This window comes from Mycobacterium sp. (genome assembly GCF_965230835.1).
Lineage (GTDB): Bacteria > Actinomycetota > Actinomycetes > Mycobacteriales > Mycobacteriaceae > Mycobacterium.
Genome location: NZ_CBDDLW010000002.1, coordinates 1848791 through 1863210, shown reverse-complemented (window position 1 = coordinate 1863210; position 14420 = coordinate 1848791). Strand labels below are relative to the sequence as shown.

General features: G+C 62.6%; 12 protein-coding genes. 8 read left to right on the top strand and 4 right to left on the bottom strand.

The genetic code is table 11. From position 1 onward, the window contains the following. The first annotated feature begins 195 nt into the window (after window positions 1-195). Together ACO07W_RS09080 and ACO07W_RS09075 are read left to right on the top strand one after the other, a co-directional pair. Window positions 196-1299 (top strand): LLM class flavin-dependent oxidoreductase, encoded by a 1104-nt coding sequence (locus tag ACO07W_RS09080; RefSeq protein ID WP_421842534.1) that lies wholly within the window; start codon window positions 196-198, stop codon window positions 1297-1299. After that, a complete protein-coding gene (locus ACO07W_RS09075) occupies window positions 1296-2342 on the top strand; it encodes an LLM class flavin-dependent oxidoreductase (protein ID WP_421842532.1) in 1047 nt (348 codons plus the stop codon). Before ACO07W_RS09080 ends, ACO07W_RS09075 begins: the two co-directional genes overlap by 4 nt. 42 nt (window positions 2343-2384) lie before the next feature. On the opposite strand, the gene ACO07W_RS09070 is transcribed toward ACO07W_RS09075, so the two are convergent. After that, complete coding sequence (locus ACO07W_RS09070; RefSeq protein WP_421840071.1) at window positions 2385-3659, bottom strand: IS256 family transposase; 1275 nt, start codon at window positions 3657-3659, stop codon at window positions 2385-2387. Window positions 3660-3880: 221 nt separating this feature from the next. Here ACO07W_RS09070 and ACO07W_RS09065 point away from each other — a divergent pair, with 221 nt between their 5' ends. Continuing rightward, window positions 3881-5245, top strand: a complete 1365-nt coding sequence (locus ACO07W_RS09065) for an NtaA/DmoA family FMN-dependent monooxygenase (RefSeq protein ID WP_421842530.1) — start codon at window positions 3881-3883, stop codon at window positions 5243-5245. A 124-nt stretch (window positions 5246-5369) separates the two neighbouring features. Here the strand turns inward: ACO07W_RS09065 and ACO07W_RS09060 are convergent, their stop codons facing one another. Beyond that, entirely contained in the window at window positions 5370-6308 is a 939-nt protein-coding gene (locus ACO07W_RS09060) for an SDR family NAD(P)-dependent oxidoreductase (protein WP_421842528.1), read from the bottom strand. A gap of 23 nt (window positions 6309-6331) precedes the next feature. On the opposite strand from ACO07W_RS09060, the gene ACO07W_RS09055 reads away from it, so the two are divergent. Together ACO07W_RS09055 and rpfC are read left to right on the top strand one after the other, a co-directional pair. After that, entirely contained in the window at window positions 6332-6520 is a 189-nt protein-coding gene (locus ACO07W_RS09055) for a hypothetical protein (RefSeq protein WP_421842526.1), read from the top strand. A 15-nt stretch (window positions 6521-6535) separates the two neighbouring features. Further along, the gene (gene rpfC / locus ACO07W_RS09050) at window positions 6536-6958 is read left to right on the top strand and encodes a resuscitation-promoting factor RpfC (protein ID WP_421845894.1); all 423 of its coding nucleotides are present in this window, start codon (window positions 6536-6538) and stop codon (window positions 6956-6958) included. 899 nt (window positions 6959-7857) lie between these two features. On the opposite strand, the gene ACO07W_RS09045 is transcribed toward rpfC, so the two are convergent. Next, window positions 7858-9198, bottom strand: a complete 1341-nt coding sequence (locus tag ACO07W_RS09045) for an MFS transporter (RefSeq protein ID WP_421842524.1) — start codon at window positions 9196-9198, stop codon at window positions 7858-7860. Window positions 9199-9545: 347 nt separating this feature from the next. Here ACO07W_RS09045 and ACO07W_RS09040 point away from each other — a divergent pair, with 347 nt between their 5' ends. Together ACO07W_RS09040 and ACO07W_RS09035 are read left to right on the top strand one after the other, a co-directional pair. Next, window positions 9546-9938 (top strand): hypothetical protein, encoded by a 393-nt coding sequence (locus ACO07W_RS09040; protein ID WP_421842522.1) that lies wholly within the window; start codon window positions 9546-9548, stop codon window positions 9936-9938. Between the two features lie 499 nt (window positions 9939-10437). Then, window positions 10438-11802 carry a DUF7159 family protein gene (locus ACO07W_RS09035; protein WP_421842520.1) on the top strand — a complete coding sequence of 455 codons (1365 nt, stop codon included), beginning with the start codon at window positions 10438-10440 and terminating at the stop codon, window positions 11800-11802. A gap of 293 nt (window positions 11803-12095) precedes the next feature. Here ACO07W_RS09035 and ACO07W_RS09030 read toward each other — a convergent pair whose 3' ends face one another. After that, entirely contained in the window at window positions 12096-12725 is a 630-nt protein-coding gene (locus ACO07W_RS09030) for a TetR/AcrR family transcriptional regulator (protein WP_421842518.1), read from the bottom strand. Between the two features lie 76 nt (window positions 12726-12801). Between ACO07W_RS09030 and ACO07W_RS09025 the strand changes: the two genes are divergently transcribed. Further along, the gene (locus ACO07W_RS09025; RefSeq protein ID WP_421842516.1) at window positions 12802-14214 is read left to right on the top strand and encodes an ABC1 kinase family protein; all 1413 of its coding nucleotides are present in this window, start codon (window positions 12802-12804) and stop codon (window positions 14212-14214) included. Window positions 14215-14420 lie beyond the last annotated feature (206 nt).

The window sequence follows — 14420 nt, the reverse complement described above, 5'->3', positions numbered from 1 at the left end:
GCGCCGCGCCGCAGGGCTTACGAGAAGCCGACGCCTCACTGCTCGTGATGTAGCGCACTTCTCCGGGTATGTCGCGGCAACGTGTGTTGTTCACAGCGGCGAGATCGGCTGCGACGCGCGCGCTTCCCGCGCGCCGGACACGTCAAACGATCGGCATAAAGCCAGACAAGATCGCACTTGCGCCCGAGGATCGGCATGACCAAACAGTTGCATCTGGGGGTAGCGCTCGACGGCTATGGCTGGAACCCGCAAGCATGGCGGGCCACGCTGGGGTCCAGCCCCGACATCGGGTCGGTGCTCAGCGGTCGCTACTGGAGTGACCTTGCGCGCACCGCGGAGCGCGGGATGCTCGACTTTCTCAGCATCGACGATACTTTGATGCCCCAACCGGGTCGCCGCGAGCGGATCGATCCCCGGCGCCTGGCGGGTCGGGCCGACGCAGTCCTGGTCGCTGCCCGGATTGCCCCGGCGACGCGTCACATCGGGCTGATTCCCGTGGCCACGGTTACCCACGCCGAGCCATTCCATGTTTCGAAGTCCATTGCCACCCTTGACTATATTTCGCACGGGCGCGCTGGCTGGCAAGCCCGGATTAGTGCGACCGCGCATGAGGCGGCTCTGTTCGGGCGCCGGAACGGTTCGTTGAAGTCCGACGAACTGATCGAGGAGGCCGTGGAGCACGTCGAGGTGGTGCGTCGGCTGTGGGAAACCCCAGAGGATGACGCGGTGACCCGCGACGTGGCTGACGGTCACCACGCCGACCGGGACAAACCGCACCACATCGACTTTGCCGGAAAGTCCTTCTCGGTCCAGGGGCCGTCTCTCAAACCCCTTGTGCCGCAGGGACAGCCCGTGGTGGCCGCGCTGGCGCACGGTGCGCCAATCTATGAATTCGCCGCCGCGTGCGCCGACCTTGTGTTCGTTACGCCCACCGACGCCGCCGCACTGCGCAGTATCCTCGATGAGGTTCGAGCGGCAGGTGGTGCGCAGCTGAAAGTCCTCGCCGACGTCGTGGTTTCGTTCGGTGGCGACGGCGACTTCAGGTCCGATGCAGTCGTCTTCGCAGGTACCCCAGCTGAGTTGGTGGACATGCTATTGGAGTGGCAGCTCCTTGGCATAGATGGTGCGCGGCTGCGGCCGGCTGCAAATTTCACCGATCTTCGGCTTATCGTCGACGAGGTAGTGCCGCTGCTACAGCGTGCGGGGCGGTTCCGTAGCGGGTACCAAGATGCCGAAACACTGCGCGAGCGGCTCGGCCTTCCGGTGGCAGTCAACCGCGACACTGAGGTCCGACAATGACTGTGCCGCTGTCGATCCTGGACCTGTCGCCGATCAGCTCAGGTAGCGATGCTGCGACGGCCTTGCGAAACACCATTGAGCTGGCCCAGTGCGCCGAGCAGTGGGGCTATCGTCGGTTCTGGATCGCTGAACATCATTTCGTCGGTGTCGCCAGTGCGTCACCAGCGGTGCTGATTGGGCAGATCGCCGCTGGCACCAACCGGATTCGGGTGGGGTCGGGTGCCGTTCAGCTCGGATACACCACTGCGGCCGCGGTGGTCGAGAGTTTCGGTATGCTGGATGCCCTTCATCCTGGGCGAATAGACCTTGGCCTGGGGCGATCAGCCCAGCGACGGGCGGCGAAGCCCAGAGATCGCACTAGAGCGACCAGAAAATCGCAACCTCTGCGCGAATGGCGTGAGGTCGACGGTGTGGTGATCCCGCCGCCCCCGGCTGGCCGGGCATTGCTCGACCGTGACCGGTTGACGGCGACGTATTCGATCCTGCATCAGCCCGAGGCGGTTCCCCCCGATTTCGCCGAGCAGGTCGGTGACATCGTGGCCATGCTGGCCGGCAGCTATCAGGTAAACGGTTTCGATGTGCATGCGGTGCCGGGAGAAGGCGCCAACCTGACACCGTGGATCTTCGGCAGCAGCAACGGACCCAGCGCGCGGCTGGCAGGTCAGATGGGTCTGCCGTTCGTTGCCAGCTATCACATCACCCCGGCCACTGCCCTCGACGCCATCGACGCCTACCGTGAGTCATTCGTCCCGTCATCAATACTGCAGCGGCCCTACGTTATCGCTTCGGCCGACGTCGTCGTTGGTGATGACACCGCCACCGCCCGGCGCCTTGCATCCAGCTATGGCCATTGGGTGTATTCCATTCGTGCGGGTGGCGGAGCAATGTGTTATCCCGACCCTGATGACTGCGCTCCGCTTACTGATGAGCAGTTGGCTGTGGTAATTGACCGACTGGCAACGCAATTCGTGGGCGACCCGGACGAAGTCGCGGATCGACTGCAGGCCCTACAACGGGCTACTGATGCGGGGGTGGCGTCTTAGGACTGGTGTAAAAACGCTGGGCGCATGTTCCTGGTGGTCATGTTACGCGGCGGTGGTGTCGGTCGTGGTTGTTGTGGTGGGGGGATGCAGTGGGCGGGGTGGCTCGAGCAGTTGGTGGCGTAGTTCTTGGAGGTGGCGGCTGGTCGCTGATGTTTGGGTGACTCCGCGCCAGCCGCGGCTGGCGCGGTCGAGGACGGCCCATACCAGCGACAGACAGCTGGTTTCGCCGGGTAGGCGGCCGATGACCTTGACCCGGCGACGGGATTCTCCGAAGGTGCGTTCGATGAGGTTGGAATGGCGGATGCGTGTCCAGTGTTGGCGGGGGAAGCGCAAATGCACGCTCAGCGAGGCGAAGTCGTTGGCCAGGCAAGCGACCGCGGCTGGGTAGAGCCCGCGGTATGTGGTGGTGAACTCCTCGGCGCGGCGGGTGGCTTCATCCACGGCCTGCTGGCCGGGTGGCTGGTCAATGTCATCGAAGATCGACCAGAACGCGGCTTTGATCTCGTCCTGGACCGCGACAGGTGTCTTGGCGATGACGTTACGGCAGCGATGGATCAGACACCGCTGACGCAGGCTTGCCGGAAACGTGGTCTCCCATGCGGCGATCAGGCCCGGCGCCCCGTCGGAGATGCCCAGTAGCGGCGGGCGTAGTCCCCGGTTCCTCAGGTCAGCCAAGAAGTCGGCCCACGCATCAGCCGACTCCGCTGCGGCTGGGGCCAGCCCAATAAACAGGGGCTTGCCGTCGGTGCAGATGCCCCAGGCGGCCAGCACCGGCTCGGCCGGGGCGTTGGGATGCATCCGAAAGTTCGAGGCATCCAAGAACAGGTAGTCCAACACCAGCTCATCAAGGCGTCGAGACGACCACGCAGCGAACTCGTCTTTGATGGCCGCACAAATCCGGCTCACCGTCGAGCGCGACAACGCCGCCTGCGAGCCCAGCACCTCGGCCAACGCGGCCTCGATGTCGCGATCCGACAAACCGCGCACCCATCCCGAAATCACCAACGCCTCCAGAGCGTGGGTGCGCGTCACCCCGGCACCGAATAGCCGCGAACAGAACCGCTCGTCGGTGTCGCGTAGTTTCGGGCGGCATAATTCGACCGAGCCCATCGTGGTCTTCACCGTCGCCGGCGGTTGATACCCATTGCGGTACCCGCCCGGGCCGTCCTGAACCCGACGCTGGTGACGGGCTCGGCCCAACACTGCTTCTACCTCGGCCTCCACGGCGACCTGAAACACCAGACGCACCGATAACCGCCCGACCTCCTCCAAAATCTCGGTCAACGGCCGCTCGGTCGCGGCGAACAACTGATCCATCTCAACACGCACACGCTCAATCGGCGATACTCGCTTGGTCACGGGCGTAGCCCCTCCTTCATAGCTTTCGTCGGTTGCGACGGAACCTACGCCCGTGACCATTTACACCAGCGATGAGACGCGACCGATGCGGACGAACTTGTCGTTACATCGATTACCCACCGGCACTCTGATCGGCTGCGCTCACACGAACTCCTTGCGCAGCGGTGGGGTTTGGGCCTATGAGATTTGGCCAAGTGCGGGAAGGAAAGCACCGCAAACCGATCCATCTGGCGGCTCATTTTTCAGGGGTCAACAACACCACGGTGTGGACTGACCCGACTGCTGGCCGCCAGATCGACTTCGACTCGTTCGTGTGCCTAGCCCGCGCTGCTGAACGCGGATTGCTCGACTTTATCTTCCTGACAGAAGGTGTGCCTTCGCCCGAGCACCGTGGCCAGATCTATGACCTAGGCGTGCGGGGTCCGCTGGATAGTTTCACGGCGCTTGCGGCCCTTGCGGCGGTCACCGATCGCATCGGGCTGATTGGGGCCGTCAACACCGCGATCAGCGAACCGTTCGAGGCGGCGAGGCAATTTGCGTCTCTCGATCATCTGTCTGGCGGCCGTGCAGGATGGAACATGGTCACGCCTTCGGACACGTTGACCGGTGCCAACTTGCCGCGGGGCGGTTTCCTGGACCACACCGACCGATATTTGCGGGCCGAGGAGTTCCTTACCGCAGCCCGCCAATTCTGGAACAGCTGGGCACCCGACGCAGTGCTGGCTGATATTCGCAGCGGCGTTTACGTCGATCCGGAGCGGATCCGCAGCATCGAATACTCCGGTTCGCACTTCGACGTGCGTGGCGTCTCGACGCTTCCAGCGGGGCCTCAAGGATATCCGGTGCTGTTGCAGGCGGGTGACTCCGCCGAGGGCCGGGCATTCGGCGCCCAGCATGCCAATGCGTTGTTCACCTTGCACGCGTCCCTGCGGGACTGTCAGCGCTATTATGCCGACGTCCACGGCCAGGCGCGCTCTTGTGGTCGAGATGCAGGCCAACTCAAGGTTTTTCCAGCGACGACGTTCGTTATCGGAGATACCGACGACGATGCGGCAGATCAGGCACGGCAGATCCGCCATCAGCAGGTCAGTGGTGCGGCTGCGATCGCGACGCTGGAGCGGGTATGGGGTCGCGACCTGTCGGGATACGATCCGGACGGCCGGTTGCCCGATGTTGACCCGATTCCCGACACCAGCAGCACTCAGGGACGTGTCCGGCACGCTGATCGGTTGGTGTTGGCCCGCCGCTATCGGGAACTTTCTCAGGCCGAGGACTTGTCGATCCGCGAGCTGGTTATCGCACTCAGGGCCCGGCAGCAATTCGTTGGCACCGCCGCCCACATCGCTGAGGAGATCGACCGCTACGTTCAGGCCGATGCTTGCGACGGGTTCATCATCGTGCCGCACCTGGCCCCGCACGGCCTTGATCAATTCGTTGACCGCGTGGTGCCGATCTTGCAGGAACGTGGTGCGTTCCGCGCCGAGTACACCGGCGATACGCTGCGTGAACACTTGAGGGTAAAGGGCCCAGACGCGCCGGTGTAGGCGGCTCTACCGACCTGGGACCGGGTTGGCATTCAATAGGGCAGCCGCCCCGCTTGCGGGGATGGGGAACACTGCCGGGCGCCGAGGAATTGACACTGCCAACCACAACCCGTGAGTGGCATGTTCATGGCTTGCCGAGGGCGGCGCTGACGTCGATCCGCATGCCGGTCTCAGTTTCGGCGACTTGCCACAATGCCTTGATAGCTGCATCGCTGCCGGGCCGGATCAATGGCTTGCGAACCGGCGGACCGTTGGTTGCGAACAACGGGCCGTAGAACCCGCCACCGGGAGCTTTGGGATCGACGGCCGCTCGCAGCTGGCTAAGTGCGCCGCGATCGGTCGACATTCCCATGGTCTTGACCTGCCACGCGAAGAAAGCGCCAAGTGGGCCGGCGCCGCCGTGGGCGGCTGTCGTTGTCTGTAGATCGGAGTTTGTGAGCCCCGGCTGGGCGGACAGTGCTTTCGCGTCGAGACGGGCGCGGTCGAATTGTGCTTGGAGTCCGACGGCGAGGTGGCGCATGGCCAGCTTAGTTTGCCCGTACATTCGCCACGCGTCGAAGTTCTTGTGCATGTGCGGGTCGGTGGGGTCGATAGCACGGCCGGTGTGTTGTGCGGTGCTCGACAGTGTTACCACCCGGGTACCGGGGGTGGCGAGCAGGACGGGTAGCAGGTGGGAGATGAGGGCCCAGTGGCCGAGGACGTTGATGCCCATCTGGGTGTCGAAGCCGTCTTCGGTGGTGCCTTTTGGCATTGCCATCACGCCGGCGTTGCACATGAGGATGTCGATCTGGTCGTGTTTGGCGGCGATTTGGTTGGCGGCAGCTTTAACCGAGGAGAGCCGGCCGAGGTCGAGTTCTGTGACCTCTAAGGATGCGTCCGGGTGGGCGGCGAGGATCTCGGCACGCGCATCTGCTGCCTTGGCCTGATTGCGTGCCGCCATCACGACGTGGGCGCCGTGGCCGGCGAGTGCCTTGGCGGATGCGAGTCCTAGCCCGCCATTCGCTCCGGTGACTATGGCCACCTTGTCATGCAGGTCGGGTATGTCCTTGATCGACCAGCTCATGGCTGTTCCTCAGTTCCTGGATCATGGTCGACCGCGTAGTCCTGGTCGACGTCGGGATGCTTGTCCATGAACATACGACTGACCTACGACAAGTGTTTTTGCAGATCACGCCAATTCCCGACAACCTGCGCCGAGGTTGTTCTTCGCCGCCGGAAGAGGAATCTTCGGGCTGGTATATCCAGGTTGTCGTTGTGGGGAGGGCTCGTCTGTAACGTTTCGGATACTCCCTGCGAAATACCGTGGTGACCAACATCGCGAACTCGATCAAGCCAGTTATAGTGGCGGGCCTCGTCGCGGCCTCGATGTCCTTGTCTACCGGCGTTGCTTATGCCGCCCCGGGCCCAAATTGGGACGCGGTCGCCCAGTGTGAATCCGGTGGCAACTGGGCAGCGAACACCGGCAACGGTTTGTACGGTGGGCTGCAATTCAAGCCCGCGACGTGGGCGGCATTCGGTGGCGTCGGCAACCCGGCAGCCAACTCGCGGGAGCAACAAATCACGGTGGCCAACCGGGTCCTCCGTGAGCAGGGGCTGGAGGCATGGCCTAAGTGCGGTTCAGCTTCAGGCCTGCCAATTGCGCTGTGGTCGAAACCCGCGCAGGGCATCAAGCAGATCATCAATGACATCCTTCGGATGAGCATCCCGCACTGAGATCGGGCAGTTCAGCGGCGGCGCAACGGTCGGCGGTTTCGACCGTTCGCGCCGCCGCTGTCTGTGCCGCAATGGATCAGGGTGTTACCTAGAACACCAGACCAGCTGGTAGGTCACCCCGTGGAGAACGAGCGGTCACGTCGCGCTTACGTTCCACGGTGGTTCCGCTGTCAATCGACGGTGCTTCTGCTGTCAATTCAGCCGTGTGTCTGTTCGCGGTGTCGGCACGGCAATACGGTTCCCGAGGGCGATTCGCGGGAGTGCCTGACGATGAACAAAGGAGAGCTTGTCTGTGAAGGCGTTTGGTCGACTCGACATAGCACTGGCGGCCGGCGCCGGGCTGTGTTGGGTCGCTTTGATGTTCAGCCCGGACGTGGCGGCGGCACCGCTGCCTATGGGCGGCCCTCCGCCGATTCCCGGTCCGCCCGTAGGGGGAGCTGGGGCCCCGGTCGGGGGCCCTCCGCCAGCAGCTCCGCCGGTCGTGCCTATCCCGCCTTTGCCGGCAGGGGCACCGATCGTGGGGGTTCCCCTGCCTGTTCCGGTGGCGGCCGCTGGCCCGCCTCCTCCGCTGGCGGGTAAGGGTGTGCTGATCGATCCGCCGGCGGCGGTTTCGTCCGCTCCGATGGTGGTGCCAGGACCGCCGCCGGCGTCACCTTCGTGGGCGGAATCGTCGGCTCCGATGGTGATGCCAGGACCGCCGCCAGCGTCACCTTCGTGGGGCGGAATCGAGGGATCGGGGCACCAACGTTCGTCAACAGGGCAAACCTGACCAGGACCCGCCGGGTGTCGGTGAAGCCGGCCTGGTCGAGGCGGGAACTGACGTTCAGGGCGGCACCGGCTGCTTGAAACGGGGCGGTCAGAATCGGCTGGGGTGACGCCGACCAGGTTGAGCCGAGCGGTCAGCTTGTTGGTGCGGACCATTGGTCTAGGTGGAGTGTCGAGGTGATGGTTTCGGGTAGGAAGTACGTACAGACAATGCTGACCGCTGCCGTTGTCGCCATCATGAGCCCGATCGCCCAGCTGCCAAACATGGCCAGCAGAGCGCCGGAGATCACAGGTGGGACGGCACCACCGACGATCCCGCCAAGGTTGAGTGCCAGTCCCGCGCCGGTATACCGGTAGCGGGTGGCGAAGATTTCCGGGATAAATGCGGCCAGCGGACCGAAGGAGACGCCGAGGATCGCATAGGTCACCGCGATATCGACTGCGAACAGGACTGGGGAACCCGTATCGAGTAGCGGAACAACGGCGAAAGCCCATGGCAGAGCCAGCGTGAATCCGAACAAGATGATGCGCCGACGTCCCAGGGTGTCGCACAGGCTGGCCGATAAGGCGGTGAATGCGATTACTGCCAGCCCGCCGAGTATGCCGACCCCGAGCACGAGGCCGTGCGGATGCCCGATCTCAGTATTGGCGTAGCCCATCAGGTAGGTCCCGCCCATGAAGCCGAATGTGAAGGGAGCGAGCATGACTCCGGCTGCCAGGGTGACTTGGCGGAGCTGACTACCGAATAGCTCGCGCAGCGGGGCCTTCGGAGTGGTGTTGCGTGTGTTCTCGGCGACGAATACTGGCGTTTCGTCGATGTTGAGTCGCACGTATAGGGCTACGCCGACCAACGCGGCGCTGAGCAGAAACGGCAGCCGCCAGCCCCAGGTCATAAACTTCTGGCTCTGTTCGCCGATGGTGGAGTTGACCAAAAAGAAAGTACCGTTGGCCAGTACGAGGCCGGTGCCGACGCCGAGCTGGGTGAACATTCCATACGTTCCACGCTTGCCGTGGGGAGCGTATTCGGCGCTCAATAGCGCTGCGCCGGCCCATTCGCCGCCCACCGCGAATCCCTGCAACAGTCGCAAAGTGACCAAGATGAGGGGCGCGGCTAGCCCGATTGACGCGGTTGAAGGAACCAGCCCGACAGCGACGGTTGACAACCCCATGATGACCAAAATGACAACAAGGGTCTTCTTCCGGCCGATCTGGTCACCGAAGTGACCGAACAGTGCGGCGCCCAGCGGGCGGGACAGAAAGGCGACGGCGAAAGAGGCGAGTGAGGCGACTGTTGCGACGGTGGGCCCTAGATCGGGGAAGAACACCTCGGGGAAGACAAGCGCGGCAGCGGTGCCGTAAATGAAGAAGTCGTAGTACTCGATCGCGGTTCCGGCAAAACTCGCCAGTGCTACGCGACTCATCGGTGTTGGTGAGTCGGGGGCCGGTGCGGACGTCGCGAGCCGGTCGTCGGTCATGTGCGCTCCTGACTTACTGCTGCCTCGTCCGCCTGACCGGGGGGAGGCGGCGGGTCGCCGATCTTTGCGCCAAGTCCGCGCTGGCACCGTCAGTTAACCACTCGCTCACTCTGATCTGCTTGGCTAGCCCACGGCGACGGCTCAGAAGAGGAAGCAATGCGCCGCCGCGTCGACCATCGTTTCGATCGCTTTGCTTCCGTGACACGCTGGCCTGGACGGCAACAGCAATGCGTCCCGCGATGGGATGGTTTGCCGAGGGGCAGATCCCCAGGGGTCTTCCGGCGTCGTCTCCGCCCCGACTGTAAAGTGAATACTTATCTGAAATAAGGAAACACTGCGAGGGATCAATGCCGGAACACGTCGACCCCGGTTCAAGGGCCGAATTGCTAGCCCTTGGTCGCCATTTGCTCGACGTCGTCGATCACGAGACTGAACTGCTACACGTTGCCGTTCGCGCCACGGCGGAGCGCTCACCACTGCTCGATACTGCCTACGCAGCCCTCGTCGATGGGCTCAACGCCGAACTGGCGGACTGGATCAACTCCTGGGCGCCCGATCTGACCCAACAACAGTGCACCGTGCTGGCCGCACTCGGCATCAACAGCATCCTCGGCGCTCGCCTGGCGGCCAGCCGCTTTCACCAGCCCAACACCCGTATCTCCGATACCGAATACCTGACCGAATGGACCGCGATCCTCATCACCCGCATCCAAGCCCTCTCAGCGTCCGGTGCGATATGAAGACATCGCAGCTGCCCTTGCTCAACGGCCACGTTTGGCCGCTCGCTCGCCGTCAGGTGGGCGCGGGCGCGTGGATGCGTTGCGTCCATGCCATGCATCCGCCAGGCGTCGCCATACTCATATTCCTGTGCACGTTGTCAAGGCGGTGGGTGGGAATTCTCTGTTTGGCGGGCATTTTCGGTGGCAGCCAGATTCTGCTTCGCATCTGGATGTCGCAGCGATTGGACAAGAGGCGCCACCGACTAGTCTCCATCCGTTCTGGCAGGCCCGGAGCAGGCCATTCGCGCGCCGTTCGGCTTGTAAGCCAACGGGGCTTGCGTGCTGGCTGGAGTTGGGCAACGAGGTATCCAAGACGGCAACGATCGCCATGCTCGCCATTCTTGGGGCGCTGAACACCGGCTATGCGCCAGCTTCCGCAAGGAATGTCAGATACGTGTGCGTTGCCACGGCTGCTGACGCGTTTCTGGCGGGGCCGGGCCGCAGTCTCCGAACGTAGAAGGTGGACGGAGTCGTTTTGGGTTTCGCATTGGGTTTGGCGATGTCGTCGACGTGGGTCCGGTTTCTGCTGGTGGAGGGGTCGGATGGGTGTGGTGGGTTGGTGGAGTGTGATGAGTTTGAGGTGAGTCGGGCTGGGGGGGAGGGGGGGGTGTCGGCGCCGAGTATTTCTGAGCATGTGGTTTCTGTTGTTTTGGGTACTCAGGCGGTGGCTGCGGCGCGTGGTCATGTGTTGGCCAGGGTGGCGATTACCTGGACTGAGGATGTGGGTACTGAGGCGTCGTTGGTTGTGGAGTCGTTGAGCTGTTTGGGGATCGACACGGTGGTGGCGGTGCCGATGTTGGATGCGGCTGAGGCTGTTGCGTGTCGGGTTGCTGAGTCTGGTGGGGTGGCTACGACGGCGGTGTTTGTGGTGGAGTCGGATTCGGCGGTGGCCACTGTTGTTGGTGCTGGTGGGTCGGTGTCAGATGTCGAGAGCCAGGTGTATCGCGGTTGCTTCGGGTCGGGTGAGGCGCTGCGGAGTTTGGTGGTGTCGATGTTGGCGCATTTGTCGGATCAGCCTGATGTGGTGTTTGTGGCGGGGGCGGTTGGTGATTTCGACGAGGTTGTTGGGTGTCTTGGTGAGGTTTCTGGGGTGTCGGTGTGTGCGGTTGAGCAGGCGGGATTGGCGCTGGCGCGTGGTGCGGTGATTGCTGCGGCGGGTTCGGTGTCGGGGGGCTGTGTTGGTGAGCTGAGTCAGCAGGGCGGTGTTGGGAGCTTGGGTGCTGAGTCGGTGTGTGGTGATGGGTCGTCGTTGCCGTTGTTGTTTGTTCCGCGTACGGCTCGGTTGGCGATGTTGGATGGGTTGTCGACGGTGGAGGTGGCCGATTCGGTGGTGGGGTCGGATCGGCGTCGGCGGGCGGTGACTTCGGCGCATGTGTTGTCGGTGGTGTTGATCGGGGCGGTGGTGAGTTTTCTGGTGTCGACGACGTTGGCTTTTAGTAATAAGTCGGTGGCTGGTTCGTCGTCGGTGGACTCGTCGGGGTCTGGTGAGCGTCGGTTGACAGCGAGTGCGTCTGATTCCTCTGGTGTGGCGGCTGCTGCTGAGCAGCCGTTGTTTATTCCGAGTCTTAATGGTCTTTCGTCGGATGTTTCGCCGGCTGGGTCAGCTGGGGTGTCGGGGCCGGCGCCGTCGGTTGATGACCAGTCTGGTGTTGGCTCGGCTGGGCCGCCGGCGATCTTGGCTGCGGGTAAGCCGCAGGTGGCACCCGATGTTGTGGCTATCCTGCAAAACCTGTTCAAAGGTGCTTCCCCGAACCCGAACATCCTGGGAATCCCGCACGGGACACCACCACAAAACCCACCGCTAAACGACCAAGGCGGCTCGTGAGCGCTCCGTCGACCACGGGGCCACGCTCGTTGCGTGCGGTTGCGTTGCTACTTGGGTGCAAGATTGCGTCGGCTACTGCCGCGCGGAAGCAAGATTCCGTTTATCACGCGGCGCATCCGGTGGCGTTGGCCTGGGCCATGCTTGCTGATCGCCGTATTGCTTCATGATGGTCGATGGCGCGATTGAAGTCCGATGGCGATCGGAACTGCTTGTCCGCAGATCATTTTCAACCACCCCGAACTGGGAAGCCAGACCTTAGATCCGGGTATGCAATTGCGCGACGACCTGCTCGCCTAGCAAGGGCTGCTGGGGTGTGCGTCGGGTTCTGAGAGGGCTTGGATGCGGGCGGTGAGGATTGCGGTCCATTCGGTGAGGTATTCGGTGTCTGGGATGTGGGTGTTGGGTTGGTGGAAGAGGCTTGCTGCGAGGCGGGCGCCGAGGATGCTGTTGATGCCGAGTGCGGCTAGGACGGTGCATTGTTGTTGGGTGAGGTTGGGTGCCCAGGCGTTGATCCAGTCGGTTAGTTCGGCGTTGAGTCCGTCGACGAGGGCTGCGTAGGCGGTGTCGAGTCGTGGTGATCGTCCGGCTGTGGTGCGTACGGCGATTTGTAGGAGTTCGTTTTCGTGGTCGACGACGGCGAGTAGGTAGCGGCCGAGGACGGTGAGTTCGGCGTCGAGGTTGCAGAGTCCGGCGAACATGTCGCGGATGTGGTGCATGGCTTGGCGGCGGTCGAGTTGGCGGTCGATGCCGGCGTCGAGCAGGGCTTCTTTGGATTTGAAGTGGTGATACAGTGCCCCTGATCCGGGTGCTAGTCCGGCGGCGGCTTCGATTTGGGAGACGCTGGTGGCGTCGAATCCTTTGGCGCTGAATAGGCGCATTGCTTCGTTGACGAGGCGTTCTCGGGTCGGCGCGGTTGCCGGCATTGACCTCTCCAAAATGATCGCTTATGTTTTAGAACCGCCCACTTTACTTGTTTTGATAGCTCCGGGGGAGCTTTCCATGCCGTATCAGGATGTGCCAGTTCCGTGTGGGCGGATTCGGCGGATGTTGCCGTTGGTGGGGTTGACCGCTCGGGTGGCTGGGGGTCGGCTGGTTGATGTGTTGTGTGATCGGGCTGGTGGTGGCGCTTCGGCGGCGCGTTTTCATCAGCGTACTGCTGATCGTTATGTGGAGGTGTTGGGTCGTTCTCGTGGTGCGTTGATGAAGGCTGGTCAGTTGGTGTCGATGATTGATGCTGGCGCGGTGGGCAGTGGTGGGTTTTTGCCGTATCAGAAAGCGTTGTCGCGGTTGCAGGTTGAGGCTCCGCCGATGGGTGCGGGGTTGGTGGGTGAGATTTTGGATGCTGAGTTGGGTGGTGCTGTTGGGTGTTTCGCTGATTTTGCGAGTGAGCCGGTGGCGGCGGCGTCGATTGGTCAGGTGCATCGTGCCAGGTTGCGTGATGGTCGTGAGGTTGCGGTCAAGATTCAGTATCCCGGGGTAGGTCGGGCGATTCGTGATGATTTGGCTAATACCGAGTTGATCGCGACGTTTGTTCGGTTTGTCACGGCGGCTTCTAATATTGAGATTGATATCCGTGCGTTGGCGCGTGAGGTGGCGGCGGGGATTCGTGAGGAGGTCGATTATCGCCGTGAGGCGGCGATGATTACGGCGTTTAGTGAGCTTTATCGGGGTCATCCGTTTTTTCGTATTCCTGATGTGGTTCCGGAGTTGTCTGGGGATCGGGTTTTGACGATGACCTATCTGGATGGGATGGGGTGGGCTCAAGCGCGACGTGCGGATCAGGATTTGAAAAATGTGTGGGCTGAAGTCGTTCGGCGCTTCTTCTACAGTGGGCTACGCCACGCTAATCTGTTGCATGCTGATCCGCATCCGGGCAACTATTGTTTCCACGCTGATGGCACGGTGGGATTTCTCGACTATGGGTGTGTCAAGGTTGTTCCGGAGTTGCAGCGTCGGCGATGGGTCGAGATGGTCCGCGCCCTCTTGGATGACCGGCGTGTGGATGCCCGCGACTTGATGTCTCAGGTCGGCTTTTTCGACGCTGATGCTGCTATCACAGCTGACGAGCTCCAGGATTGGTGGGCCGATATCTTCGCGGAGATTATTGGCGCATCGCAGCCGGTCACCTACACCCCCGACAATATGGCCAGGTTGATTCGACGGTTTTTCGATCCGTCTGACCGCAATCCCCTCAATCGGATGACGATACCTGAGCATTTTGCGTTTGTAGGTCGGGCTCAGTTCGCCGTCACCGCCGTGTGTGTTGGTCTGCAGGCGACTCTGCCTGGTCGGTCGATCGCTGACGACATGGACGGTGTCGCTGAACCCACGACCGAGATAGGCAAGCTACACCACGCCTGGGTACGTCAAAACCGGCTGCCTTCGGCATTCGACCACCACAACCACCCCTAGCACTGTCCTTGTCGACGCTACTTTTCCCCGCGATCCGACCGTCCATTCGCGAGATATGCCGCCGGCCTTAGCCGCAACCGGGAACCATCGCGAGACTTTCGATGCTTCTCGGTATTACATCATCATCGCTCAATGTTGCTCATCGCGGCGTTGCGGCGCGTTGCACTCACTGTTCAGCGCACGTGATTCACAAAGCTTCGGGCAAA